Source organism: Pseudomonas hefeiensis (assembly GCF_030687835.1).
GTDB lineage: Bacteria > Pseudomonadota > Gammaproteobacteria > Pseudomonadales > Pseudomonadaceae > Aquipseudomonas > Aquipseudomonas hefeiensis.
The window spans coordinates 4,913,863-4,938,556 of the sequence record NZ_CP117449.1; the positions used below are offsets into that span (position 1 = coordinate 4,913,863).

24 protein-coding genes are annotated in these 24,694 nt (G+C 60.7%); 6 read left to right on the forward strand and 18 right to left on the reverse strand.

Features of this window, described 5'->3' with window-relative positions:
* The first annotated feature begins 333 nt into the window (after positions 1-333).
* Positions 334-1,587 carry an OprD family porin gene (locus tag PSH57_RS22045; protein WP_256232129.1) on the forward strand — a complete coding sequence of 418 codons (1,254 nt, stop codon included), beginning with the start codon at positions 334-336 and terminating at the stop codon, positions 1,585-1,587.
* A gap of 498 nt (positions 1,588-2,085) precedes the next feature.
* On the opposite strand, the gene pcaC is transcribed toward PSH57_RS22045, so the two are convergent.
* The 12 genes from pcaC to PSH57_RS22105 form a co-directional block, all read right to left on the reverse strand.
* Positions 2,086-2,478, reverse strand: coding sequence for a 4-carboxymuconolactone decarboxylase (gene pcaC / locus PSH57_RS22050; protein WP_053178395.1), 393 nt, complete (start codon positions 2,476-2,478; stop codon positions 2,086-2,088).
* A gap of 11 nt (positions 2,479-2,489) precedes the next feature.
* Complete coding sequence (gene pcaD, locus PSH57_RS22055; RefSeq protein ID WP_305385538.1) at positions 2,490-3,290, reverse strand: 3-oxoadipate enol-lactonase; 801 nt, start codon at positions 3,288-3,290, stop codon at positions 2,490-2,492.
* A gap of 12 nt (positions 3,291-3,302) precedes the next feature.
* A complete protein-coding gene (locus tag PSH57_RS22060; protein WP_305385540.1) occupies positions 3,303-4,667 on the reverse strand; it encodes a 3-carboxy-cis,cis-muconate cycloisomerase in 1,365 nt (454 codons plus the stop codon).
* Positions 4,668-4,712: 45 nt separating this feature from the next.
* On the reverse strand, positions 4,713-6,008 hold the full coding sequence (locus tag PSH57_RS22065; protein ID WP_305385542.1) for an MFS family transporter: 1,296 nt from the start codon (positions 6,006-6,008) through the stop codon (positions 4,713-4,715).
* Positions 6,009-6,203: 195 nt separating this feature from the next.
* On the reverse strand, positions 6,204-6,770 hold the full coding sequence (pcaG, locus tag PSH57_RS22070) for a protocatechuate 3,4-dioxygenase subunit alpha (protein WP_305385544.1): 567 nt from the start codon (positions 6,768-6,770) through the stop codon (positions 6,204-6,206).
* A gap of 1 nt (position 6,771) precedes the next feature.
* Positions 6,772-7,476: a protocatechuate 3,4-dioxygenase subunit beta gene (pcaH, locus tag PSH57_RS22075; RefSeq protein ID WP_305385546.1), complete on the reverse strand. Its 705-nt coding sequence runs from the start codon at positions 7,474-7,476 to the stop codon at positions 6,772-6,774.
* A gap of 37 nt (positions 7,477-7,513) precedes the next feature.
* A complete protein-coding gene (gene pcaF / locus PSH57_RS22080; protein ID WP_305385548.1) occupies positions 7,514-8,719 on the reverse strand; it encodes a 3-oxoadipyl-CoA thiolase in 1,206 nt (401 codons plus the stop codon).
* Complete coding sequence (locus tag PSH57_RS22085; RefSeq protein WP_171061413.1) at positions 8,716-9,498, reverse strand: CoA-transferase subunit beta; 783 nt, start codon at positions 9,496-9,498, stop codon at positions 8,716-8,718. The genes pcaF and PSH57_RS22085 overlap by 4 nt, the downstream gene beginning before the upstream one ends.
* Positions 9,495-10,352, reverse strand: coding sequence for a CoA transferase subunit A (locus tag PSH57_RS22090; protein WP_305385549.1), 858 nt, complete (start codon positions 10,350-10,352; stop codon positions 9,495-9,497). The genes PSH57_RS22085 and PSH57_RS22090 overlap by 4 nt, the downstream gene beginning before the upstream one ends.
* Before the next feature lie 334 nt (positions 10,353-10,686).
* Positions 10,687-12,033 (reverse strand): 4-hydroxybenzoate transporter PcaK, encoded by a 1,347-nt coding sequence (gene pcaK, locus PSH57_RS22095; protein ID WP_305385550.1) that lies wholly within the window; start codon positions 12,031-12,033, stop codon positions 10,687-10,689.
* A gap of 292 nt (positions 12,034-12,325) precedes the next feature.
* A complete protein-coding gene (pcaR, locus tag PSH57_RS22100) occupies positions 12,326-13,168 on the reverse strand; it encodes a pca regulon transcriptional regulator PcaR (RefSeq protein ID WP_305385551.1) in 843 nt (280 codons plus the stop codon).
* Positions 13,169-13,259: 91 nt separating this feature from the next.
* Complete coding sequence (locus tag PSH57_RS22105; protein ID WP_305385552.1) at positions 13,260-13,454, reverse strand: hypothetical protein; 195 nt, start codon at positions 13,452-13,454, stop codon at positions 13,260-13,262.
* Between the two features lie 289 nt (positions 13,455-13,743).
* Between PSH57_RS22105 and PSH57_RS22110 the strand changes: the two genes are divergently transcribed.
* Both PSH57_RS22110 and PSH57_RS22115 read left to right on the forward strand, forming a co-directional pair.
* A complete protein-coding gene (locus tag PSH57_RS22110) occupies positions 13,744-13,944 on the forward strand; it encodes a hypothetical protein (protein WP_305385554.1) in 201 nt (66 codons plus the stop codon).
* A 361-nt stretch (positions 13,945-14,305) separates the two neighbouring features.
* Positions 14,306-15,781, forward strand: coding sequence for an inorganic phosphate transporter (locus tag PSH57_RS22115; RefSeq protein WP_305385557.1), 1,476 nt, complete (start codon positions 14,306-14,308; stop codon positions 15,779-15,781).
* A 251-nt stretch (positions 15,782-16,032) separates the two neighbouring features.
* On the opposite strand, the gene ccoM is transcribed toward PSH57_RS22115, so the two are convergent.
* The 3 genes from ccoM to PSH57_RS22130 all read right to left on the reverse strand — a co-directional run bounded on the left by ccoM (position 16,033) and on the right by PSH57_RS22130 (position 16,894).
* Positions 16,033-16,149 (reverse strand): cytochrome c oxidase subunit CcoM, encoded by a 117-nt coding sequence (ccoM, locus tag PSH57_RS22120; RefSeq protein WP_014336959.1) that lies wholly within the window; start codon positions 16,147-16,149, stop codon positions 16,033-16,035.
* Positions 16,150-16,296: 147 nt separating this feature from the next.
* On the reverse strand, positions 16,297-16,458 hold the full coding sequence (locus PSH57_RS22125; RefSeq protein ID WP_256232117.1) for a hypothetical protein: 162 nt from the start codon (positions 16,456-16,458) through the stop codon (positions 16,297-16,299).
* Between the two features lie 94 nt (positions 16,459-16,552).
* The gene (locus PSH57_RS22130; RefSeq protein WP_256232116.1) at positions 16,553-16,894 is read right to left on the reverse strand and encodes an aspartate-semialdehyde dehydrogenase; all 342 of its coding nucleotides are present in this window, start codon (positions 16,892-16,894) and stop codon (positions 16,553-16,555) included.
* 248 nt (positions 16,895-17,142) lie between these two features.
* Between PSH57_RS22130 and rapA the strand changes: the two genes are divergently transcribed.
* The gene (rapA, locus tag PSH57_RS22135; protein WP_256232115.1) at positions 17,143-19,989 is read left to right on the forward strand and encodes an RNA polymerase-associated protein RapA; all 2,847 of its coding nucleotides are present in this window, start codon (positions 17,143-17,145) and stop codon (positions 19,987-19,989) included.
* Positions 19,990-20,214: 225 nt separating this feature from the next.
* Here rapA and PSH57_RS22140 read toward each other — a convergent pair whose 3' ends face one another.
* The 3 genes from PSH57_RS22140 to PSH57_RS22150 form a co-directional block, all read right to left on the reverse strand.
* Complete coding sequence (locus PSH57_RS22140) at positions 20,215-21,099, reverse strand: ATPase (RefSeq protein ID WP_305385558.1); 885 nt, start codon at positions 21,097-21,099, stop codon at positions 20,215-20,217.
* A gap of 108 nt (positions 21,100-21,207) precedes the next feature.
* Entirely contained in the window at positions 21,208-22,200 is a 993-nt protein-coding gene (locus PSH57_RS22145) for an NAD-dependent epimerase/dehydratase family protein (protein WP_305385560.1), read from the reverse strand.
* 49 nt (positions 22,201-22,249) lie between these two features.
* Complete coding sequence (locus tag PSH57_RS22150; protein ID WP_305385561.1) at positions 22,250-23,143, reverse strand: LysR family transcriptional regulator ArgP; 894 nt, start codon at positions 23,141-23,143, stop codon at positions 22,250-22,252.
* 97 nt (positions 23,144-23,240) lie between these two features.
* Between PSH57_RS22150 and PSH57_RS22155 the strand changes: the two genes are divergently transcribed.
* Both PSH57_RS22155 and PSH57_RS22160 read left to right on the forward strand, forming a co-directional pair.
* Positions 23,241-23,843, forward strand: a complete 603-nt coding sequence (locus PSH57_RS22155; protein WP_305385562.1) for a LysE/ArgO family amino acid transporter — start codon at positions 23,241-23,243, stop codon at positions 23,841-23,843.
* A gap of 175 nt (positions 23,844-24,018) precedes the next feature.
* The gene (locus PSH57_RS22160; RefSeq protein WP_256232111.1) at positions 24,019-24,615 is read left to right on the forward strand and encodes a superoxide dismutase; all 597 of its coding nucleotides are present in this window, start codon (positions 24,019-24,021) and stop codon (positions 24,613-24,615) included.
* Positions 24,616-24,694 lie beyond the last annotated feature (79 nt).

Genomic DNA, 24,694 nt, shown 5'->3' on the forward strand with positions numbered 1-24,694 from the left:
CCGTTACCGCAGCAATGGATATGTACCCGATCAACAACCCCCTGGCCGGCTGTCAGGCCGCCTTCGCGAGCAGGCTCGCTCCCACAGAGATCCAATCAGTTTTTTGCCGTTCGATAATCGCCCAAAACCCGCAAACGGCAATTGAACCGATCCCGGGTGGCCCTTCACCATCGCTCGCACAAAACCAATAACAACAGGTTCGACGCCATGCCCATAGGCCCCGCCTCGCCCGGCTGATCCTTCGATCGCCTTACCGTCCGGTTCCACCGTGCCGACTGCAACCCAAGGTTGCGGCAGCGACCCGCTTTGCCCACAAAAACTAGAGACATGCCCATGAAACCTACACAGCATTTGTTTCCCAGCCTTATCGCCATCGCCCTGTCTGGCGCCGCCCTGCCCGTTCTGGCCGCAGAGTCGGGGTTTGTTGAAGACGCCAAGGTCAACCTCAACCTGCGCAACTTCTACATCAACCGCAACTTCACCAACCCGGACAACGCCCAAGGCAAAGCCGAGGAATGGACCCAGAGTTTCATTCTCGACGCCAAGTCCGGCTTCACCCAAGGCGTGGTCGGTTTCGGCGTGGACGTGCTGGGCATGTACTCGGTCAAGCTCGACGGTGGTCGCGGTACTGCCAATACCGCCTTGTTGCCGGTGCATGATGATGGCCGTCCGGCCGACGACTTCGGTCGCCTGGGTGTCGCCCTCAAGGCCAAGGTGTCGAAAACCGAACTGAAGGTGGGCGAATGGATGCCGGTGCTGCCGATCCTGCGCTCGGACGACGGTCGCTCCCTGCCGCAAACCTTCCGCGGCGGCCAGGTAACCTCCACCGAAATCAGTGGCTTGAGCCTCTACGGCGGTCAGTTCCGCGCCAACAGCATGCGCAACGACGCGAGCATGGAAGACATGTCCATGAACGGCCGCGGTGCGTTCCTTTCGGACCGCTTTAACTTCGGCGGTGGCGAATACGCCTTCAACGACAAACGCACCCAGGTCGGTGTCTGGTATGCGGAACTGTCCGACATCTACCAGCAGAAGTATTTCAACCTGACCCACAGCCAGCCCGTCGGTGACTGGACCCTCGGCGCCAACCTCGGTTACTTCATCGGTAAGGAAGAAGGCAGCGCCTTGGCCGGCGACCTGGACAACAAAACCTTGTCCGCCATGCTCTCGGCCAAATACGGAGGCAACACCTTCTACGTCGGCCTGCAAAAACTCAGTGGCGACGATGGCTGGATGCGTGTCAACGGCACCAGCGGCGGCACCCTGGCCAACGACAGCTACAACTCCAGCTATGACAACGCCGAGGAAAGATCCTGGCAAGTGCGCCACGACTTCAACTTCGCCGCCGTCGGCGTACCGGGCCTGACCCTGATGAACCGTTACATCAGCGGTGACAACGTACACACCGGCACCATCACCGACGGTAAGGAATGGGGCCGCGAAAGCGAACTCGCTTACACCGTACAGAGCGGTGCGTTGAAGAGCCTCAATGTGAAATGGCGTAACTCGACGATGCGCCGGGATTACAGCACCAGTGAGTTCGATGAAAACCGCTTGATTGTCAGCTACCCGATCAGCTTGCTGTAAAAACCAACATGGATGGAGGCTGTACCACCGTCATCGCGAGCAGGCTCGCTCCCACAGGAGATCAGCGTTGAGCATAAAATTTGTGTTCACTGAAGATCCCGTGTGGGAGCGAGCCTGCTCGCGATGGCGTCATCACATTCAACATCGTCACAAGCTGACCCACCGCTTTCGCGAGCAAGCCCGCTCCCACAGGGGGATCAGTGTCGGGCACAAATGTGTGCTCACTGAAGATCCAGCGTGGGAGCAAAGCTTGCTCGCGATGGCGGCGGCACATTCAGCATCGTCACAAGCTGACCCACCGCTTTCGCGAGCAGGCTCGCTCCCACACAGGGGGATCAGTGTCGAGCATAAAATTTGTGCTCACTGAAGATCCAGTGTGGGAGCGGGCTTGCTCGCGAAGGCGGCGGTCCATCCAACATCATCGCCAACTGACCCACCACTTTCGCGAGCAAGCTTTGCTCCCACAGTCTTGACTCCCACAGGGGTTAGCGGTGGATGTTAAGCCCGTGATTCGACGCCCAGTTCATCCCACACCGACTCGGCCAGGTGGAAGGTGGCGTTGGCCGCCGGGATACCGCAATAGATAGCACTCTGCATGATCACTTCCTTGATCTCGCCGCGGCTCACGCCATTATTGGCAGCGGCGCGCAGGTGCAGTTTGAGTTCTTCGTTGCGGTTCATGCCGATCAGCATGGCGATGGTGATCAAGCTGCGGGTGTGGCGCGGCAGGCCCGGGCGGGTCCAGATGTCGCCCCAGGCATGACGGGTGATCATCTCCTGGAACTCACTGTTGAACTCGGTCAAGGCATTGAGGCTGCGGTCGACGTGGGCATCGCCCAGCACCGCGCGGCGTACTTGCATGCCTTCGTCGTAACGTTGCTTCTCGTCCACAAAATACTCCCTCAAGAACGACTGGAATCGAGCAGGAAAGCCAGCACCCGCTCGCTGAACGCAGCGCCGGCCTGGACATTGGACAGGTGCGCGGCATGGAATTGGGCGTACTCGGCGCCGTTGACCCGCTCCTGGATAAAGTGCCCACCCGACGGTGGCGTCACGGCATCTTCGGTGCCGGCGACCACCAACAGCGGTACGCGAATCGACGACAGCTGCTCACGGAAGTCGGCATCGCGCACCGCCGCGCAGTTAGCCGCGTAGCCCTGGGGCGAAGTGGCGGCAAGCATGTCGGTGATTTTCCTGGCCTTCTCTGGATGAGCCTGGGCAAAGTCCGGTGTGAACCAACGGGCAATCGAGGCATCCCGCAGCGCGACCATCGCCGCCTTGCCATCACGCAGTACGGTTTCAATCCGCGGGTCCCATACGGACGGGTCGCCAATCTTGGCGGCAGTGTTGCATACCACCAGTTTGTGCAGCCGCTCGCCGGCATTGATCCCCAGCCATTGGCCGATCAATCCGCCCATGGACAACCCACAAAAATGCACCTTGTCGATGTTCAACTGATCGAGCATCGCCAGCACGTCGCGGCCCAGTTGTTCAATGCTGTACGGGCCCTCTGTGACCAACGACTGACCGTGGCCGCGCGTGTCGAAACGCAGCACGCGAAAGTGTTCGCTGAAGGCGGCGATCTGCTCGTCCCACATGTGCAGGTCGGTACCCAGGGAGTTGGAGAGCACCAGCACCGGGCCATCTTGCGGCCCATCGAAGCAATAGTTCAGTTCGCCTTCGGCGAGTTTGACCAATCCCACAACAATCTCCTTTCAGGCGTTCAAGGCAAGGTGTTCAGCTACTGCGCGAGCGACCCAGGTCTGGGCCTGGCCCAGGTAATGGGCGGGGTCGAGCAAATGATCCAGCTCAGCGGCGGACAGTTGTGCGGTGACCTGGGGCTCGCTCCCCAACACGTCCCGTAAATGACGTTGCTCAGCCACTGCTCGTTTGCAGCATTGCTCCAGCAAATGGTGCGCGGTGTCGCGCCCCACCCGCTGGGCCAGGACGATGCTCACCGCCTCGGCCAGCACCAGCCCCTGGGTCAGTTCCAGGTTGCGAACCATGCGTGCCGCGTCCACTTCCAGGCCATCAGCCAGCAGCCGCGCCTGTTGCAGAGCACCGGATACCAGGCAGCAGATCTCCGGCAGGGTTTCCCATTCGGCGTGCCACAGGCCCAGGCTGCGTTCGTGCTCCTGGGGCATGGCGCTGAACAGCGTCGACAACAGGCCAGGGACCCGGGTCGCGGCGCCAATCAACACCGCCGCCCCCACCGGGTTACGCTTGTGCGGCATGGTGGACGAACCGCCCTTGCCCGACGCCGAGGGTTCGAACGCTTCACCGGCCTCGGTCTGCATCAACAAGCTGATGTCACGACCCAGTTTGCCCAGGCTGCCAGCGATCAACCCCAGTACCGAACCAAACTCAACCAGACGATCGCGCTGGGTGTGCCAAGGCTGCTCCGGCAAGCCCAGTTGCAGCTCGGCGGCCAGGGCTTCGGCGATGGGCAAGGCCTGTTCACCCAGTGCGGCAAGCGTCCCGGAGGCGCCACCGAACTGCAACACCAGCAAGCGCGGCTTGAGCTCATTCAGGCGCTGGCGGCTACGGGTGATCGCTCCCAGCCAACCGGCGATTTTCATGCCCAGGGTCACCGGTGTCGCATGTTGCAACCAAGTGCGCCCGGCCAATGGCGTGGCCGCGTAACGTTCGGCCTGCCGGGCGAGAATGATCGCCAGTTGCGCCAGTTCGTCTTCGATAAGTCCAAGAGCCTGGCGCAGTTGCAGCACCAACCCACTGTCCATCACGTCCTGGCTGGTAGCGCCCAGATGCACATAACGCTCAGCCTCGGTGTCCTCGTTCGCGATGCGCTTGCCCAGCGCCTTGACCAACGGGATCGCCGAATTGCCGGCACTGGCAATCGCTTCGCTCAACGCCAGAAAATCGTACAGCCGGGCGTGACAAGCGTTCTCGATCGGCGCCACCGCGCTCTGGGGAATCAACCCTACCCGCGCTTCAGCCCTGGCCAATGCTGCCTCGACATCCAGCATGGCCTGTAGCCGGCCCGCGTCGCAGAACACCTCGCGCATCGCGCGCGCTGTGAAGTAGGCATCGAAGAGCTGATTGCCCGGTCGTTCGTTCATAAACAATCCTTGGATGCGCCCGCCTCTCGGTCGGACGCGGTTAAGTCAAAGGTCATGATGCAAATACGCCGGTTGCTTGGGCAGGCGCAGGCTGAACAGAAACGCCACCACCATCATCACCGTGACGTACCAATAAAAGGTGTTTTCCATGCCTTGGGCCTTCAGGCTCAGGGCGACGTACTCGGCCGAGCCACCAAAAATCGCATTCGCCACCGCATAGGCCAACCCTACCCCCAGCGCCCGTACTTCGGGTGGAAACATTTCAGCTTTTACCAACCCGCTGATGGAGGTGTAGAAGCTGACGATCGCCAGCGCCAGGGTAATCAGCACAAACGCCAGGAACGGGCTGCTGATACTTTTGAGGGTCAGCAATATCGGCACTGTGCACAACGCGCCCAGAGCGCCGAACCAGAGCATGGAGTTACGCCGACCGATCTTGTCCGCCAGCATGCCGAACAGCGGCTGCATGCACATATAGAGGAACAACGCGCCGGTCATGATGTAGCTGGCGGTCTTGGCGTGCAGGCCGGCGGTGTTCACCAGGTATTTCTGCATGTAAGTGGTGAACGTGTAGAAAATCAGCGAGCCGCCAGCGGTGTAGCCCAGCACGGTGATGAACGCGGCCTTGTGGTCGCGAAACAGCGCGGCGATGCTACCGGCGTCCTTGTTCTCACGCATTTCCTTGCTGCTGGTTTCCTTCAGAGAGCGGCGCAGCAACAGAGAAATCAACGCCGCCACCGCGCCGACCACGAACGGGATCCGCCAGCCGTAGGCGCGCAGTTCGTCTTCGTTGAGAAACTGTTGCAGGACCACTACCAGCGACACCGCCAGCAATTGCCCGCCGATTAGCGTCACATACTGGAACGAGGCAAAAAAACCGCGCTGGCCCTTGAGAGCGACTTCGCTCATGTAGGTGGCCGTGGTGCCGTATTCACCGCCCACCGACAGGCCTTGCAGCAAGCGCGCGAGCAACAGCAGCACCGGCGCCCAGACGCCGATGTCCTTGTAGGTGGGCAGGCAGGCGATGAGCAACGAGCCGAAGCACATCATCAGCACCGAAATCATCATCGAGTTCTTGCGCCCGTGACGGTCCGCCACCCGGCCGAAAATCCAGCCGCCGATGGGTCGCATCAGGAACCCGGCGGCGAACACACCCGCGGTGTTGACCAGTTGCACCGTGGGGTTGTCCGACGGGAAGAACGCTGGCGCAAAATAAATCGCGCAGAACGCATAGACGTAGAAGTCGAACCATTCGACCAGATTGCCGGATGAGGCGCCGACGATGGCGAAGATGCGCTTGCTGCGCTCTTCGCCGGTGTAGTGACTGATTGGGACGGCCATGGGTTACTCACTCGTTGGGGACTGAACAACTCTAGACACACTTTGTAACATCCCCGTTCCACAATATTGCATTGCCTGGACTGACGCTATCGCGGGCAAGCCTTGCTCCCACAGAGGTGGTTGCCGTTGCCCACCGCATGTCGTGTAACCCTGTGGGAGCAAGGCTTGCCCGCGATGGCGCCACTGTTGGCACACTCAATAATCGAAGAACACCGTCTCGGCATCCGTTCCCTGCAGGACCACGTTCCACTGATACACGCCCGAAGCATCGGACTTGCTCACGATAGTGGCGCGACGCTCCTCGGGCACGCAGGCCAACAGCGGATCGGTTTCGTTGGCCTGTTCGCCATCGAAGTAGATTCGCGTCAGCAAATGCTTGACCAGGCCGCGGGCGAACACCAGCACGACGAGGTGCGGTGCCTGGGTCGTGCCGCCAAGTCCCGGCACGGAACCTGGCTTGATGGTGGTAAAACGAAAACGTCCTTCGGCATCCACCGGCACCCGGCCAAAGCCTTCGAAATTCGGGTCCAGGGGTTTGTCCTGATCATCTTCCGGGTGCGCGTATTTTCCGGCGGCGTTGGCTTGCCAGACTTCCAGCATCGCGTCATTGACGAACTCGCCGTTGCCGTCGATCACCTGCCCGGTGATCGCCACGCGCTGGCCGAGGGTTTGGGCGACGGTCAGGTCTTCGCGGTTCAGCCAGGTCAGGCCGATGTGGTAATAAGGACCAACGGTGTGGGAGGTGGTAGCGGTGAGCGTCATCTTATTTCTCCATCGGCGTGGCATCGCGGCCGCGCAATACGATGTCCCAGCGATAACCGAGGGCGTAGTGAGGAATGGTTTTTTCCAGGTCGAAACTGGCGATCAGACGTTCCTTGGCGCGGGTGTCCGGCACGCAGTTGTAGATCGGGTCGTAGGCCAGCAGCGGATCGCCGGGGAAATACATTTGCGTCACCAGGCGCGTCAGGATGCTCGGGCCGAACAGTGAGAAATGGATGTGCGCCGGGCGCCAGGCATTGTGGTGGTTACCCCAGGGATAGGCGCCAGGTTTGATGGTCTGGAACTGGTACCAGCCTTCGGCGTCGGTGACGGTGCGACCAGTGCCGGTGAAGTTCGGGTCCAGCGGCGCGTCGTGCTGGTCACGGTCATGGTTGTAACGACCGGCGGCGTTGGCCTGCCAGATCTCTACCAGAATGCCAGGCACGGGTTGGCCATGCTCATCCAGCACGCGCCCGTGAATGATGATGCGTTCCCCCAGTGGCTCGCCGACATGCTGGGCAGTCAGGTCATTGTCCTTCTCCTGCAGGCGATCGGCACCTACGGTCGGACCGGTAATTTCCGACAGCGAATGGGGCAGGTACACCAACGGCTTGGACGGCGAACGCAGGTTGGTGGACTGGTACGGCGGGTGCAGGTACTCCGGTTGGGTGCCCGCTTGGGGACGACGATAACCAGGCTTGTCAGTCATGAAGCATTCCTCGGTTTCTTATTAGTAGAACGACGTGTCAGACGCGTTCGATTGCCAACGCCAGACCCTGGCCGACGCCGACACACATGGTCGCCAGGCCTTTCTTGCCGCCGGTCTTTTCCAGATGATGCAACGCCGTCAGCACCAGCCGTGCTCCGCTCATACCCAGCGGATGGCCAAGGGCGATCGCGCCGCCATTGGGGTTCACTTGCGGCGCATCGTCCGCCAGGCCCAGATCGCGCAGCACCGCCAGGCCCTGGCTGGCGAAAGCTTCGTTGAGCTCGATCACGTCAAAGTCTGCGACCGCCAGGCCCAGGCGCTCAGTGAGCTTGCGCACTGCGGGCACCGGGCCGATGCCCATCACGCGTGGTGCCACGCCGGCGCTGGCCATGCCCAACACTTTGCCCCGAGGCGTCAGCCCGTGTTTCTTCACCGCTTCGGCCGAAGCCATGATCATAGCCGCCGCGCCATCATTCACGCCCGAGGCGTTGCCGGCGGTGACGGTTTTGTCCGGACCGTTGACCGGCTTGAGTTTGCTCAAGGTCGCCAGCGTGGTGTCGGCACGAGGATGTTCGTCCTGCTCGACCACGGTTTCGCCTTTCTTGTGGACTACGCGCACCGGGACGATTTCCTCGGCGAAATACCCTGCGGCCTGGGCCGCCGCCGTGCGCTGCTGACTGCGCAAGGCGAAAGCGTCCTGATCGGCGCGGGACACCAGGTAATCATCGGCCACGTTATCGGCGGTCTGGGGCATCGCGTCCACGCCGTACTGGGTTTTCATCAACGGGTTGATGAAGCGCCAGCCGATGGTGGTGTCTTCCAGTTTCATGTTGCGCGAGAACGCGGCATCGGCCTTGCCCATCACGAACGGTGCGCGGGACATCGACTCCACGCCGCCGGCGATGGCCAATTCCATTTCGCCGCTGGCGATGGCGCGGAACGCCGTGCCGATGGCATCCATGCCCGAGGCGCAGAGGCGGTTGAGGGTCACGCCGGGAATGCTCTGCGGCAGACCGGCCAGCAGCAGCGCCATGCGCGCCACGTTACGGTTGTCTTCACCGGCCTGGTTGGCACAACCGAGGAACACTTCGTCCACGGCACTCCAATCCACCGACGGGTTGCGCTCCATCAGCGCCTTGATCGGTACGGCGGCCAAGTCATCGGCGCGCACCGCGGACAAACCGCCACCGAAGCGTCCGATGGGCGTTCGAATCGCATCACAGATATAAACGTCACGCATCACGCTTCTCCCGGTGCCTGGCCGTGGGCCGCGGCGGTGCGAGCTTCCAGGTCGCGCAGCGCGCGCAGCTCTGTTTCGGTCGGCTCGGCGGTGGTCTGCACCTGGTCGGCAAAACGAATCGCCCAACCGGTGGCGGCAACGACTTGCTCGCGGGTCACGCCGGGGTGCAGCGCGGTGACCACGAACTCATGGCTGCCGGCTTCCGGCTCCATGATGCACAAGTCGGTGATGATACCTACCGGACCTGCGCCCGGCAGGCCCAGGCGTTTACGGGAATCCCCGCCCTCGCCGTGACCGACCGAGGTAATGAAGTCCAGCTTGTCGACGAAAGAGCGCGCCGACTGCTTGAGGATGATCAGCACGCTCTTGGCCGAACCGGCGATTTCCGGTGCACCACCGGCGCCCGGCAAGCGGACTTTCGGTTGATGGTAGTCGCCCACCACTGTGGTGTTGATGTTGCCAAAACGGTCAACCTGGGCTGCACCGAGGAAGCCGACGTCGATGCGTCCGCCCTGCAACCAGTAGCGAAAAATCTCACCGGTGGGTACGACAGTGTCCGCAGTTTCAGCCAGCTCACCATCACCGATGGACAGTGGCAATACGCTGGGTTTGGCCCCGATCGGACCGGACTCATAGATCAGAACAACATCCGGCGACGAGGTCAGCCGCGCCAGGTTGGCCGCCTTCGATGGCAGGCCGATGCCCACGAAACACACAGCGTTGTTTTGCAATCGACGGGCTGCGGCGACGGTCATCATTTCATTGGTGGAGTACGTCATTATTTCACCTGCGAAGTGGCAGCCAGTCGGGCCTGGAATTCACTGAAATCTTTCGTTGCGTGGATGTATTCGTTGATCCATGCGGTAAAAGTCTCACGGTCCCGGGCGATCGGATCCCACGCCTGGTAGAAACGGTTGTCACGTTCGGTGTAGCCGTGCGCGTAAGAAGGATGAGCGCCGCCCGGTACGTGGCACACCGCGCTTAACGCCCAGGTCGGCAGCACGCAGGCGTTCATTGGCGCGTTCAGGTCATCGACAATCTCTTCCACGGTGACGATGCAGCGCTTGGCAGCCAGGGCGGCTTCTTTCTGCACCCCGAGAATGCCCCACAACAGGACGTTGCCCTTGCGGTCGGCTTTTTGAGCGTGGATCACCGTAACGTCCGGGCGCACGGATGGCACGGCAGCCAGCACTTCCCCGGTGAAGGGGCAGGTCACGCTTTTGATCAGCGGATTGACCTTTGGCAGGTCGGAGCCGGCGTAGGCCCGCAGCACCGCGAATGGCAGGCCCGAGGCCCCGGCGACGTAGGCATTGGCCAGGTCGGCATGGCTGTGCTCTTCGATTTCCAGCGGGTGCGGCCATTGCTTTTCTACCGCATCGCGCAGCCGGTGCAGGGAGCCCACCCCAGGATTGCCGCCCCAGGAGAAGATCAGCTTGCGAGCACAACCGGCACCGATCAACTGATCGTAGATCAGGTCAGGCGTCATCCGCACCAGGGTCAGGTCTTTCTTGCCCTGGCGAATGATTTCATGACCCGCCGCCGTCGGAATCAAGTGAGTGAAGCCTTCGAGCGCGACGGTATCGCCGTCATTGACGAATTGCTTCACTGCGTCGTGCAGCGAAAGGATTTCAGCCATGGGGCAGGCTCCCGTTTTTCAGTAGACCAAGATGAAGAAAAAGGCGCGAGGTTAGGCGCCGCAATGACTGAAGATTAAGCTGAGGGTGGTAGCCAAACAATCCGATAATCGACTGAGTGTTCGTTTATCGAACAGATTGTTGTTTGGCTATCGATTCATCCAAGTACACAGAGACCCTATGGGAGAGGACCCTGTGGGAGCCAAGCTTGCTCGCGATAGCGATGTGTCAGCGATGGATACATGCCTGATCCACCGCTATCGCGAGCAAGCTCGGCTCCCACAGGGGTCCTGCCTGCCCTCAGGTTTGTCTTCCCACAGGGGTTATGCCGTGGGCTTACGTCGCATCCGCATGACTGACCATGCCCTTGATCACCACCGCCGCAGTCGCCAGGGCTGCGGGAATGACCAGGGCAGTCAGGACCTGTTCGAAATTCCAACCCAGGCCCAACAGCGTGGCGCCCATCCAGGCGCCGAGGATCGCGCCGAAACGACCGATGCCCAGCATCCACGACACACCGGTGGCCCGGCCTTGGGTCGGATAGAACCGCGCCGCCAGCGACGGCATCGCCGATTGCGCGCCGTTGACGCACATACCGGCCACCAGCACCAGCGTGGCGAGCAAGGTGATGTTGCCCAGGCTCTGCCCTACCGCGTAGGCAAATATCCCGGCCATCAAGTAGAAAATGCCGATGACCTTGTGCGGATTGAACCGGTCCATCGCCCACCCCACCCCAACAGCGCTCAATACGCCGCCGAACTGAAACAACGCCCCGATAAACGCCGCCTGCTCCATGCTCGCGCCGCTGTCGCGCATCAGGGTCGGTAACCAACTGGTCAGCAGGTAAACAATCACCAGCCCCATGAAATAGGTCAGCCACAACAATAGGGTCCCGGCGCTGTAGGTGCCGGAGAAGATCACCGCCAGCACATTGCGGGCTTTTACGGTTTTCTGTTCCGGTACGCTGAAGCTCGCCGCTTGGGCGACGGTATTCGGGTCGATCGGGGCCAGGGTCTTGCGCACTTTGTCAGTGCCGCGATTGCGCACCACCAGATAACGGGCCGACTCCGGCAGCCAGAACACCAGCACCACCGCCAGGATCAACGGCAGGATCCCGCCGATCAGCAGCAGGCTGTGCCAGCCGAACGCCGGTATCAACTTGGCCGAGATGAATCCACCGCCGGCCATACCCAGGTTGAAGCCGCAGAACATGCTGGTCACCAGCAACGACTTTTTACGCTCTGGGGTGTATTCCGACAGCAAGGTGGTGGCGTTCGGCATGCCGGCGCCCAACCCCAGGCCGGTCAGAAAACGCAGCACCAGCAATTGATCGATATTGGTACTGTAGGCCGATGCTAGGCTGAACGCGCCGAACAGCACGACCGCGCCTACCAGCACAACTTTGCGCCCGAAACGGTCTGCCAACGGACCGGAGCCGAGCGCACCGAAGACCATACCGATCAGCGCCGCACTCATGACCGGCCCCAGGCTGGCCCGATCAATGCCCCAGTCCTGGGAGAGCGCCGGAGCGATGAAGCCCATGGCTGCAGTGTCGAGGCCGTCGAGAAAAACAATCAGGAAGCACAGAATCACTACCCGCCACTGATAGCGCGAGATGGGTTGAGCGTTGATGAAGGACTGCACGTCAAGGCAATTGCCTACGGAGGTCTGGGGTTGGTTCATCTTGTTTTTATTCCACGCAAGAAAACGCAGGCGAACAGAGGCCCGGCAAAAAACCGGAAGGCTGTAAAGAAGGTGTTGGGTTAGCGAACGATCTGGGACGGGCAGGCCGGTCGATCATCAAGGTGAAGGCCGAGGGAGGTATGCATGGCAGGTGTGCCTCTCATTATTATGGGGTCGCCATCCATCGGTCGAGCCGGGCTCGATCACGCCGGATGACGCTGCCGCGACATTAATGATCCGAGGCAAATACCGTCAATTCGTCAGAGGCAACTCTGTGCGTTTATCGAACAGCTTAAGCGAACAGTTGCGCGCTCAAGTCGCGGCTGGCCCCCAACAGGCCCGGCAGGAAGCGCTGTTCCAGTTCGTTGCGGCTAACCCGCCCGGCATGGGTACTGACATTCAGCGCCGCCACCACCTGGCCGGAGGCATCGTAGACCGGCACGGCAATGGAACGCAGCCCCTGTTCCAGTTCCTGGTCGACGATGCACCATCCCTGCTGCCGCACCTCTTGCAAACACTCCAGCAACGCCTGGGGTGTGTGCAGGGTCCGGCTGGTCTTGGCCTGCAGGTCGGCATGGTCGAGGTAATCTCGCAGGGAAGCGTCGTCCAGTGCCGCCAGAAGGATCCTGCCCATGGAGGTGCAATAGGCCGGCAGGCGTCCACCGACGGACAGGTCCACGGATATCAGCCGCTGGGTGGTGGCCGACCGGGCGATATAAAGAATGTCGTCGCCCTCAAGCGTCGCCATATTGCAGGCCTCATGCAGCTGTTCGCTCATGCGATCCAGATATGGCTGCGCGGACACGGCCAGGGGCGTCGATGACAGATAGGCATGACCCAGGGTCAATACTTTGGGCAGCAGCGAATAGGTCCTTCCGTCCGTGGTGGCGTAGCCGAGTTTGATCAAGGTGTGCAGGCAACGTCTGACGGCGGCGCGGGGAATTTCCGTGCGGTGGCTGATCTGGGCGATGGTCAGGTGCCGCTTGCGCTCCTGGAACGCCTGAACCACGGCCAATCCACGAGCCAGCGACGTCATGAAATCCGGGTCGCCGGTCAGGGCCTGGATGCGCTTGGCCGGCGAGGCGACGATCGGTGGCGCTACAGAAGTGAAGGCATTGCGCATTTGGTCGTTCATGTCTGGTCCTTCCGGGGAATGACGGCTATTACAAGCGGCTGCCCAAGGACAGACAAGAGCTGACCACCAGGACCGTTCGATTATCGAACCCTCAACCGATAATCGCAATCAGCGCAACACCATCGGCCATCCGCTCTGACGTTAGCGCATGGCGGGCTTGATAAATAAGTTGAGGCACGACCCGCAGTATTGAACGTATTGCCGAGTTTGGCGTCAGGACACCGACATTGCCTGTCAACGCCTGAAACCTAATCGCCACAAGTTGCACATACAAATATTGATTCACACAACTACAGACTCTTTTAACTTTTCCCGATAGTGTTATTCAGGCAGGCCGCTATAATGCACCCCAGTGACGGTGCGGCAATCGACCGCTCCCGTCCGCAGGCATTGCGGGTTTCTATCCTGCGTGGTGCCGGCAGCCGGTGCCTGAAGCACCCGGATGGCGCTTCCCCCGTATCGGCGATATACGAAAGTCCTGATGCTACGTCAGCTGTCAGTTCTGGTGCCGTGGCCGTCTGCATGTCGACATGCAGTGCGTATCACCAGATCCATTCAATCCATTAGGTAATACTGTGACGAAAGACGAACTGCGCGCGGAACTTGAGCGCCAGGAACAACGTTACAAGGAAGTTTACGGCGGGGAAATCACCACCTACGCCGCGCAACCTGAACCGGAACGCAAACCCTGGCGTAAACGCGCCACTGTTCAGGACCAGGCCTTTACCCAGGAACTTCAGAAAATGGAACAGGAACTCAAAGCGGAAGAGCAGTGATGCTCGGCGCTTGATGTTCTTGTGAAGCGGTATCCGGCCGACACCCTGGCCGGGCCCGTATCGGACGCCCGCCACGAGTGGGCCGCCATTCCCCGACAACAGTCGAGGAATGGCTATGGCTTACCTTCTTTTCGGATTTTTCGCACAACCGCTTGAGAGTCTTTCAACGTTGGGGCGCCCCTTGCCTGGCGCGGTTTCCGTTCCCGAATCAATGGGTTGCGCCACCCGCTGAAAACCCGGGCTCGAAGGGGTTCTTGCAAATTATTTCGTTGAAGAATGTTACCGATGAGCAGGCAATGCATCGATTACCGAGGTTTTCTGGCATAATCGCGCCCCCTTACGACCGGGTCAGAAAACCTTCATGATCGATTTATTCAGCGGACTGGATGCTTGGGTGCTTGTGAGCCTCTTGCTCGCCCTGGCCTTTGTCCTCGCCTTCGAGTTCATCAACGGCTTTCATGACACCGCAAACGCGGTGGCCACTGTTATCTACACCAAAGCCATGCCGCCTCATCTGGCGGTGTTCTTTTCCGGTGTGTTCAACTTCCTCGGCGTGCTGCTGGGCGGTGTGGGCGTGGCGTATGCCATCGTTCACCTGCTGCCGGTGGAACTGCTGATCAATGTGAACACCGGACACGGGCTGGCCATGGTGTTCTCGCTGCTCGCAGCGGCCATCACCTGGAACCTGGGCACTTGGTACTTCGGTATCCCGGCCTCCAGTTCCCATACGCTGATCGGCTCGATCCTCGGCGTGGGCCTGGCGAACGCGCTGATCAACGATATCCCGTTGGCCGACGGGGTGAACTGGCAGAAGGCAATCGATATCGGTGCCTCCCTGGTGTTCTCACCCATGGCAGGCTTTCTGGTTGCCGCCCTGGTATTGATTGGCCTGAAGTGGTGGCGTCCGCTGTCGAAGATGCACAAGACGCCGGAACAGCGTCGCAAGATCGACGACAAGAAGCATCCACCATTCTGGAATCGTCTGGTGCTGGTAATTTCGGCCATGGCTGTCAGCTTCGTCCACGGCTCCAACGATGGTCAGAAAGGCATCGGCCTGATCATGCTGGTGCTGATCGGTATCGTACCTGCGCAGTTCGTGCTTGACCTGAACAGCACCACCTACCAGATCGAGCGCACCCGCGACGCGACTTTGCACCTGAGCCAGTTCTACCAGCGCAACAGCGAATCCCTGGGTGAATACCTGGCGCTGGGCAAAAGCGTGAAGGGTGATCTGCCAGAGAAATTCCGCTGCAACCCGCAGCAGACCGAACCCACCATCGCAGCCCTGCTCGACACCCTCAAAGGCGTGGCGGATTACCACTCGCTGTCGTCGGAAAGCCGCATCGAAGTGCGTCGCTACCTGCTCTGCCTGGACGACACGGCGAAGAAGGTTGGCAAATTGCCAGGGCTCGCCGCCCGTGAAAAAGATGACTTGAACAAGCTGCGCAAGGACCTGACCGCCACCACCGAATACGCCCCGTTCTGGGTGATTCTGGCAGTCGCCCTGGCCCTGGGCCTGGGCACCATGGTTGGCTGGAAGCGTGTGGTACTGACCATCGGTGAGAAGATCGGCAAGCAGGGCATGACCTACGCCCAAGGCATGTCGGCGCAAATTACCACCGCGTGCATGATCGGTGCGGCGAACATCTTCAGCCTGCCGGTATCCACCACCCACGTGCTGTCGTCCGGCGTGGCGGGCACCATGGTCGCCAACAAGAGCGGCCTGCAAAGTGGCACGGTACGGACCATCCTGCTGGCCTGGGTACTGACCCTGCCGGCGACGGTGGCCCTCTCGGCCGCGCTGTTCTGGCTGGCGTCCAAGGCCCTCGGCAGCTGATATCAGCGGCTCGTAAAAAAGGTGCGATCCTTGCGGATCGCACCTTTTTTTATGCCCAACACAGAACAACTTGTGGGAGCGGGCTTGCTCGCGAAAGCGTCAGTTCAGTCAGCTATTCAGGGGCTGACACACCGCTTTCGCGAGCAAGCCCGCTCCCACGGTAGTCTTGTGTGGAACAGAAAACTTGCCCAAAAAAAAGGGCGACCGAAGTCGCCCAAAATGCCTTGCGTGCTCGTTGTAGCTGGAAAGACCTATGGCTTTTTGCGCTTGTGTGCATCTTTCCAGATGAATAATCCAAAACCTGCGAAAAACACGACCATGAGGCCAACGGTCAACACCCCGGCAAACACCACATTATCGAAAAACATGACTGGCCTCCTGATCTTGCCCCTGTTGCGATGGGTTCAAGTTAACCAATCAGGCCTGGATGGAAATTGACCGGGGTCAATAACGCTCGCAACGCGGCGAAAAGGAGAGGAAATAACTGATCTGCATCAATGGATCGAGGGGGGGGGTCAGCGCTTTTTCGGTTTTTTCTTCGGCTTTTTCTTGGCCTTGCCCAACGGCATGGCTTGCTCGAAAGCCTGGCGGACTTCGTTAAGGCGTTTTTCGTTGAGGTCGTGAACGCGCTTGGCGCGCTCAGCACTGAGGTCGATCAGTTTGTCGTCTTGGCTCATGGCGTGTCGGCATCGTACGGTGAACTGCGGATGCTCCCATGATGAGGGCTGTTGACCGGGTTGACCAGCCTGTGTGCGTCGACAAAAGCCTGGATCAGACCTGGATATCGACCCACAAACCCTGACGCTCCTCCCCTTCCACCAGCGGCACCACTGGCACGGTGTTATCGGCGTTCAATTCAGTACCCGGTACGGCCAGGTGCTCTTCGGGATCTTCGTCAGCTTCACGGCGGCGCTTGTTGCGTTCCTGCTGGCGGCGCTGCTCCTCGCGCAATAACAGCGCGGTTTCTTCCGGGTCACGCTTTTGCAGGTCAATGGTGCTTTCGTTGGAGCTTTGCTGCACCGGGACCACGGGCGGTATGTCCGGTCGCTGGCGGACCGGATCCTGTTGAGCGGTGACGGGTACGGCGCTCAAGGGGAGCATGGGTGGCAACATAAAGGTCTCCTGTCTTCAGGTTGTCGGCTGAGGCGGTAACAGCTTGAACCGCTGGTCTGAAACTTGTGACCCGGTTGGCATTATCACAATAGGCCGGGCCAAGCTCGTTTGATCACTCAATACACTTTAGTTCCGCACCGCCGGTAAGCAATCAATGCCGATGGCAGCCCGATGTCTACGTAAATCCTTTGGTCTGAGGGATCATTCCGTTAAGATAACCGGCTTTTTCAAGGCGGGAGTCAGGCAGCATGGCGCAGCAGTATCAACCGGGGCAACGCTGGATCAGTGACAGCGAAGCCGAGCTGGGTTTAGGCACCGTTCTGGCACAGGACGGCCGCTTGTTGACCGTGCTCTATCCGGCCACTGGCGACACTCGCCAGTACGCGCTACGGAATGCGCCCCTCACCCGCGTGCGGTTTTCGCCGGGCGATGTGATCACTCACTTCGAAGGCTGGAAAATGACCGTGCGCGAAGTCGATGACGTCGATGGGCTGCTGGTCTACCACGGCCTCAATGGGCAGAACGAAGTCGTCACCCTGCCGGAAACCCAGCTGTCGAACTTTATCCAGTTCCGCCTGGCCAGCGACCGTCTGTTCGCCGGCCAGATCGACCCGCTGGCGTGGTTTTCCCTGCGTTACCACACCCTGGAACACACCAGCCGCCAGTTGCAATCGCCGCTCTGGGGCCTGGGTGGCGTCCGTGCCCAGCCTATCGCCCACCAGTTGCACATCGCCCGTGAAGTGGCCGACCGCATTGCGCCGCGGGTATTGCTGGCGGACGAGGTGGGCCTGGGCAAGACCATCGAAGCCGGCCTGATCATCCACCGTCAACTGCTCTCCGGCCGCGCCAACCGTGTGCTGATCCTGGTGCCGGAAAACCTTCAGCACCAGTGGCTGGTGGAGATGCGTCGGCGTTTCAACCTGCAGGTCGCCTTGTTCGACGAAGAACGCTTCATCGAAAGCGATGCCAGCAACCCGTTCGAAGACACCCAACTGGCCCTGGTGGCGTTGGAGTGGCTGGTGGACGATGAGAAGGCTCAGGACGCACTGTTTGCCGCCGGTTGGGACCTGATGGTAGTCGACGAAGCCCACCACCTGGTCTGGCATGAAGACCAGGTCAGCCCGCATTACGCCTTGGTCGAACAGCTTGCCGAGACAATCCCGGGTGTGCTGCTGCTGACCGCGACCCCGGAACAACTGGGCCAGGACAGCCACTTCGCGCGTCTACGCCTGCTGGACCCGAACCGTTTCCACGACCTCAAGGCCTTTCGCGCAGAGAGCGAGAATTATCGCCCGGTGGCCGAGGCCGTGCAGGAGCTGCTGGACAAGGGCCGTCTCTCGCCCGAAGCCCACAAAACCATCCACGGCTTCCTGGGCAACGAAGGCGAAGCGCTACTGACCGCCGTCAATGATGGTGATGTAGAAGCCAGCGCCCGCCTGGTCCGTGAGCTGCTGGACCGCCACGGCACTGGCCGCGTGCTGTTTCGCAATACTCGCGCCGCCGTACAGGGTTTCCCGGAGCGCAAGCTGCACGCCTATCCGCTGCCATGTCCGGATGAGTATCTCGAACTGCCCTTGGGCGATCACGCCGAGCTGTACCCGGAAGTCAGCTTCCAGGCTCAGCCGGACGCCAGTGAAGAACAACGCTGGTGGCGTTTCGACCCGCGGGTCGAGTGGCTGATCGATACGTTGAAGATGCTCAAACGCACCAAAGTGCTGGTGATCTGCGCCCACGCCGAGACCGCCATGGATCTGGAAGATGCCTTGCGGGTGCGCTCCGGCATCCCGGCGACGGTGTTCCATGAAGGCATGAACATTCTGGAGCGCGACCGCGCGGCGGCTTACTTCGCCGACGAAGAGTTCGGTGCCCAGGTGCTGATCTGCTCGGAAATCGGCAGCGAAGGCCGCAACTTCCAGTTCGCCCATCATTTGGTGCTGTTCGACCTGCCGTCGCACCCGGACTTGCTTGAACAACGGATCGGTCGTCTGGACCGGATCGGCCAGAAACACACCATCGAGCTGCACGCGCCGTACCTGGAAACCAGCCCGCAAGCCCGGCTGTTCCAGTGGTATCACGAGGCCCTGAACGCTTTCCTCAATACCTGCCCGACCGGTAACGCCTTGCAGCATCAGTTCGGCCCGCGCCTGCTGCCATTGCTGGAAGAAGCCGACGATGGCCAGTGGCAAGCGCTGATCGACGAAGCCCGCGCCGAACGCGAACGCCTGGAGGCCGAGCTGCACACCGGCCGCGACCGTCTGCTGGAGCTCAATTCCGGTGGTGCCGGTGAAGGCGATGCGCTGGTGGAGGCCATTCTCGAACAAGACGACCAGTTCGCCCTGCCGATCTACATGGAAACCCTGTTCGATGCGTTCGGCATCGACAGCGAGGACCATTCGGACAATGCGCTGATCCTCAAGCCGAGCGAAAAAATGCTCGACGCCAGCTTCCCGCTGGGCGACGACGAAGGCGTGACCATCACCTACGACCGCAACCAGGCGCTGTCGCGCGAAGACATGCAGTTCATCACCTGGGAACACCCGATGGTGCAAGGCGGCATGGACCTGGTGCTGTCCGGCTCCATGGGCAACACCGCTGTGGCGCTGATCAAGAACAAGGCCCTCAAACCCGGTACCGTGTTGCTGGAACTGCTCTATGTCAGTGAAGTGGTTGCCCCGCGCTCACTGCAATTGGGCCGTTACCTGCCGCCGGCCGCCCTGCGCTGCCTGTTGGACGCCAACGGCAACGACCTCGCGGCCCGTGTCTCGTTCGAGACCTTGAACGATCAATTGGAGAGCGTGCCCCGAGCCAGCGCCAACAAGTTCATCCAGGCCCAGCGTGACCAGCTCTCGCCACGGATCAACGCCGGCGAAGAGAAGATCGCCACGCGTCACGCCGAACGCGTGGCCGAAGCCCAGCGTCGCCTGGCCGCCGATACCGACGAAGAACTGGCGCGCCTGACCGCCCTGCAAGCGGTCAACCCGACCGTACGCGACAGCGAACTGGTGGCCCTGCGCCAACAGCGCGAGCAAGGTTTGGCGATGCTTGAGAAGGCAGCGCTGCGCCTGGAAGCCATTCGGGTGCTGGTGGCGGGCTGATTGCCGCAGCTACTCAACAAGAGGCCCGCAGCGATGCGGGCCTTTTTTTGTGCAAACTGCCAGACAAATACGTTCCCTTAACTGAGGGGCTTCAGCCTCATGGGCTGTAACACCCAAAATTCTGGAGGCGCCATGGCTCACAATGTGGGAGCGAGCCTGCTCGCGATGGCGGTGGCACATTAGACATTGATGCAAACTGACCCACTGCTCGCGACTACAGCTTTGTCACTGAGCCCGGCTGCCGAGTTGCTGCTGCAGGTTGCGGATCTGCGATTGCAGCGTGTTGATGTTGCGGGTGACCTGGCCGCGGAAGGCGTCGAACTCGGCGGTGCTGGTGCCACCGTTGTCCTGCTGGCTCTTGAGCACGATCATGTCCTGTTCCAGGCGGTCGATGGCAGAGTTGGAGGTGGCACGTTTCAGGGCGGTGATATCGGCCCCGATGCTCTTGAGCCGGGCATCGAGAGCACCATCCTCGCCCTGGTTTTTCAGGGCGGAAACTTCAGCCGCCAGCGCCTTGACCTGGTCCTGGAGCTCCTTGTTGGAAGCTTGCAACTGAGTGTTGGCGTTCTGCTGCTCAGTGGTCTGGGCAATGATCTGGGCCAGTTCCTTGTCCAGGTCGGCGGACGGACCGAACGCGACCATCTGTTGTTTGTACTGCTCCTGCAGCTTGCTGTCGAATTGCTTGCCCTGATCCTGAAGCTTTCCTTCCAGCTGTTTGATCTGCAACTTCAAGGCTTCGCTGTCGCTCATGACATTGGACTGACCGGCTACCACCTTGCCGGAAATGTCCTGCAAGCGCCCTGCCGCATCTTCACTGATACGGGCGAAACTTTCCTGGGTGGCCACCAGTTGCTGTTCCATCAGGGATATCTGCTGGAAGCTCCACCACGCCAGGAAGGCAAGCGCACACAACAGCGCACCGACCAGCGCCCACAACGGCCCGGTGCTGGGGCCCTTGACCTTGGCCGCCGCAACGGGTGCCGGGCGCGCTTGCACGTGGGGCGGGCGTTCGCGCTCAGGCAGAAAATCATCGTCATCGGGAATGTCGGCCCGCATCCGCAAGCTCGGTACATCATCGAAGTCGTCGTTGGCATCGTTACGCATGGGCATTGGGTTCAACCTTTGGGAAACCGGTGATGGCTTGATGCGGCGAGTATAACCCCCTCGCCCGCCGCACCGATTGACCCCGAACCTGGCACTCGGTTCATGACGGGGCGATCAGCGGGCATCCTGGGCTTTCCACCAGGCGCAGAACTCATCAAGAGCGGTCCACAGGCTGACCTGTGGATCGTAATCCAGATAATGCCGGGCCCGGCTGATGTCCAGGGTGAAACTCTTGTTCATGACCTGCATGCCCAGGCGCGACAACGTCGGTTCGGGACGGCCCGGCCATAACGTGCAGAAGCCTTCATTCAGGGCGGCGACGCTGTAGGCCAACCCGTAGGAACGATAACGCCGGACCTGTGGGACTTCCATTTGTCGCATCACATAATTGACCACATCCCACAACGGCACCGGCGTGCCGTTGCTGATGTTGTACGCCTTGCCAAGGGCCGATTCACTGGCCAAAAGACTGCTGAGCAGCGCTTGGTTGAGGTTCTGCACGCTGGTGAAGTCCACCTTGTTCAACCCGTTGCCGACAATGGCCAAGCGGCCCTTGCGTTGCATCTTCAACAGCCGGGGGAAAATGCTCATGTCGCCGGCGCCGGTCACGAACCGAGGGCGCAGGGCCAGCACTTCGAGGCCGAACTCCTGGGCACCGAAGACTTTCTGTTCGGCCAGGTATTTGGTGGCGGCGTAGGGATGCTTGAAGCGCTTGGGCACTTGTTCTTCGGTCAGGTCCAGATGGTCCCGGCCATCGAAGTAAATCGACGGCGACGACAGATGAACCAGGCGCCGGACCTTCTGCTTGAGGCAGGCTTCAACGACATTTTCCGTGACCTGGACGTTGCCCTGATGAAAGTCCTGGTAGCGGCCCCAGAGCCCCACGGCGCCGGCGCAATGCACGACGCTGTCTACACCCAGGCACAGATCGCGGGCCAGCAATGGGTCACTCAGGTCCCCCTGGATGAACTGCGCCCCGCGACGCACAAGGTGCTCAACGCTCTCGGCCCGGCGACCGGTGACCCGCACATCCAGGCCCTGCTCCAAGGCAAAACGCGCAAAGCGTCCGCCAATGAAGCCGCTTGCGCCGGTGACCAGAATTTTCATGAAGACTCCTAAAATCAGATTCGAGCTACAAGCTTCAAGCCAATCGCTTTCAACTAACCGCTTGTAGCTTGCTGCTTGCCGCCTTGATCAATCGTTCAGTCAACAAACCAAGCAACTGCCCACCATTGCGCCAATGATGCCAGTACAACGGCACATCGATCGGTTTATCTGCCAGCAATTCCACCAACTCGCCCCGCTCCAGTTGCTCACGCATTTGCAACTCCGGCACCAGCCCCCAGCCAAGCCCCGCTTCGGCGAGCCGAATAAAACCTTCGGACGACGGGCACAGATGGTGCTCGAAACCGCCTTCCACCCCAAGGGAAGCCAGGTAGCGATGCTGCAGAAAATCATCCGGGCCGAACACCAGCGCCGGCGTGCGCGCCAGTTGATCGGCGCGAACCCCATCGGGGAAGTGCCTGGCAATGAACGCCGGGCTGGCCAACGCCCGGTAACGCATGGCTCCCAACAATACGCTACGGGCACCGGCCACCGGACGTTCACTGGCGCAGACGCACGCCGCCACCTCACCGGCACGCATGCGCTTGAGCCCGACGTTCTGGTCTTCCACCACCAGGTCGAGCAACAGATGATGTTCAGCGCAGAAATCCCCAACGGCCACCGCCCACCAAGTGGCCAGACTGTCGGCATTCAAAGCGATGCGCAGTCGCTCGGGCAGGCCTGCTTCATCCAACGCCGGCACCAGGCTTTGCAGGTCGCGTTCCAATAGCCGCACCTGCTGCACATGGTTGAGCAAGCGGCGACCGATTTCGGTCGGTGCCGGCGGCGTGACGCGCACCAGCACCGGCTGGCCGACCCGCGCCTCCAGCAGTTTGATCCGCTGGGAAATAGCCGACTGCGACAAACCCAGCACCTGGGCGGCACGCTCGAATCCGGCCTGTTCGACAACCGCCGCCAGAGCGGAAAGCAATTTGTAATCGAACATCAGTTTTCCTAATGAGCAATCAGCAGGATTGGTTTTTCTTATACCGCTTTGCACCGGAGAATGACACCAGCATTCATACCTACTCGGGGAATAATTTATGTGGCAAAGCTACATGAACGGACTACTGGTGGCCCTCGGGCTGATCATGGCCATCGGCGCTCAGAACGCCTTTGTGCTGGCCCAAAGCCTGCGCCGCGAACATCACTTGCCGGTCGCCGCCCTGTGCGTGACTTGCGATGCTTTGCTGGTGGCCGCCGGGGTGTTCGGGCTGGCGACGCTGCTGGCCCAAAGCCCGATGCTGCTTTCGATTGCCCGTTGGGGCGGCGCGGCGTTCCTGCTCTGGTATGGCAGCCTGGCGCTGCGCCGGGCCTGTTCGAAACAGAGCCTGCAACAAGATGAAAAACAGGTGGTGCGCTCGCTACGGGCCGTGCTGCTCAGCGCGTTGGCGGTGACGCTGCTCAACCCACACGTGTACCTCGACACCGTGCTGCTGATCGGCTCACTCGGTGCCCAGCAAAGCGTGCCCGGCGCCTATGTCGTGGGAGCGGCCAGCGCCTCGTTGCTGTGGTTTTTCACCCTGGCTATCGGCGCGGCATGGCTGGCACCGTGGCTGGCCCGGCCGAGTACCTGGCGGATACTGGACGTGCTGGTGGCGACGATGATGTTCAGCGTGGCAATACAGTTGATAGTCTCTGGCTGATTATTCCAAACCGCTCTGGAACCTCTATTCCACACAGTTGTTGCGTGGTTATGCCGTTCCCCCGGTGCTATGATCCGACTCCTGCGCCGCAATGAGTACAAACTCCCCGGCGCTAGTCTGGCCGCCCGTGATCGGCCTTGCGCTCACCGCAACTGACCTGGTTAGGAGAATCACCATGGCTTTCGAATTGCCGCCGCTGCCTTATCCACACGATGCACTGCAGCCGCACATCTCCAAAGAAACTCTGGAATACCACCACGACAAGCACCACAACACCTATGTCGTAAACCTGAACAACCTGGTGCCTGGTACCGAGTTCGAAGGCAAGACCCTGGAAGAAATCGTCAAGACTTCCTCGGGCGGTATCTTCAACAACGCCGCTCAGGTCTGGAACCACACTTTCTACTGGAACTGCCTGGCGCCAAACGCTGGCGGTCAACCTACCGGCGCACTGGCAGAAGCCATCAACAGTGCCTTCGGTTCGTTCGACAAGTTCAAGGAAGAGTTCACCAAGACTTCCGTCGGCACCTTCGGCTCCGGCTGGGGCTGGCTGGTGAAAAAGGCTGACGGCTCCCTGGCCCTGGCCAGCACCATCGGCGCCGGCAACCCGCTGACCAGTGGCGACACCCCGCTGCTGACCTGCGACGTATGGGAACACGCCTACTACATCGACTACCGTAACCTTCGTCCGAAATACGTCGAAGCGTTCTGGAACCTGGTCAACTGGAAGTTCGTGGCCGAGCAGTTCGAAGGCAAGACCTTCACCGCTTAAGCCGTGATGCCAGACAAAAGAACCCGGCGCCTTGCCGGGTTTTTTTTACCTGGCACAAAACCTCGCGTCTGAAACCCAA

Bases quoted from the DNA above. Each gene is read 5' to 3' on its own strand.
- pcaK (WP_305385550.1), bottom strand. From the start codon at position 12,033: ATGAACCAACCCCAGACCTCCGTAGGCAATTGCCTTGACGTGCAGTCC.
- PSH57_RS22065 (WP_305385542.1), bottom strand. From the start codon at position 6,008: ATGGCCGTCCCAATCAGTCACTACACCGGCGAAGAGCGCAGCAAGCGC.
- PSH57_RS22125 (WP_256232117.1), bottom strand. From the start codon at position 16,458: ATGAGCCAAGACGACAAACTGATCGACCTCAGTGCTGAGCGCGCCAAG.
- pcaH (WP_305385546.1), bottom strand. From the start codon at position 7,476: ATGACTGACAAGCCTGGTTATCGTCGTCCCCAAGCGGGCACCCAACCG.
- PSH57_RS22145 (WP_305385560.1), bottom strand. From the start codon at position 22,200: ATGAAAATTCTGGTCACCGGCGCAAGCGGCTTCATTGGCGGACGCTTT.
- PSH57_RS22150 (WP_305385561.1), bottom strand. From the start codon at position 23,143: ATGTTCGATTACAAATTGCTTTCCGCTCTGGCGGCGGTTGTCGAACAG.
- PSH57_RS22130 (WP_256232116.1), bottom strand. From the start codon at position 16,894: ATGTTGCCACCCATGCTCCCCTTGAGCGCCGTACCCGTCACCGCTCAA.
- PSH57_RS22155 (WP_305385562.1), top strand. From the start codon at position 23,241: ATGTGGCAAAGCTACATGAACGGACTACTGGTGGCCCTCGGGCTGATC.
- PSH57_RS22090 (WP_305385549.1), bottom strand. From the start codon at position 10,352: ATGGCTGAAATCCTTTCGCTGCACGACGCAGTGAAGCAATTCGTCAAT.
- pcaG (WP_305385544.1), bottom strand. From the start codon at position 6,770: ATGACGCTCACCGCTACCACCTCCCACACCGTTGGTCCTTATTACCAC.
- PSH57_RS22115 (WP_305385557.1), top strand. From the start codon at position 14,306: ATGATCGATTTATTCAGCGGACTGGATGCTTGGGTGCTTGTGAGCCTC.
- PSH57_RS22160 (WP_256232111.1), top strand. From the start codon at position 24,019: ATGGCTTTCGAATTGCCGCCGCTGCCTTATCCACACGATGCACTGCAG.
- ccoM (WP_014336959.1), bottom strand. From the start codon at position 16,149: ATGTTTTTCGATAATGTGGTGTTTGCCGGGGTGTTGACCGTTGGCCTC.
- PSH57_RS22060 (WP_305385540.1), bottom strand. From the start codon at position 4,667: ATGAACGAACGACCGGGCAATCAGCTCTTCGATGCCTACTTCACAGCG.
- pcaR (WP_305385551.1), bottom strand. From the start codon at position 13,168: ATGAACGACCAAATGCGCAATGCCTTCACTTCTGTAGCGCCACCGATC.
- PSH57_RS22045 (WP_256232129.1), top strand. From the start codon at position 334: ATGAAACCTACACAGCATTTGTTTCCCAGCCTTATCGCCATCGCCCTG.
- PSH57_RS22140 (WP_305385558.1), bottom strand. From the start codon at position 21,099: ATGCCCATGCGTAACGATGCCAACGACGACTTCGATGATGTACCGAGC.
- rapA (WP_256232115.1), top strand. From the start codon at position 17,143: ATGGCGCAGCAGTATCAACCGGGGCAACGCTGGATCAGTGACAGCGAA.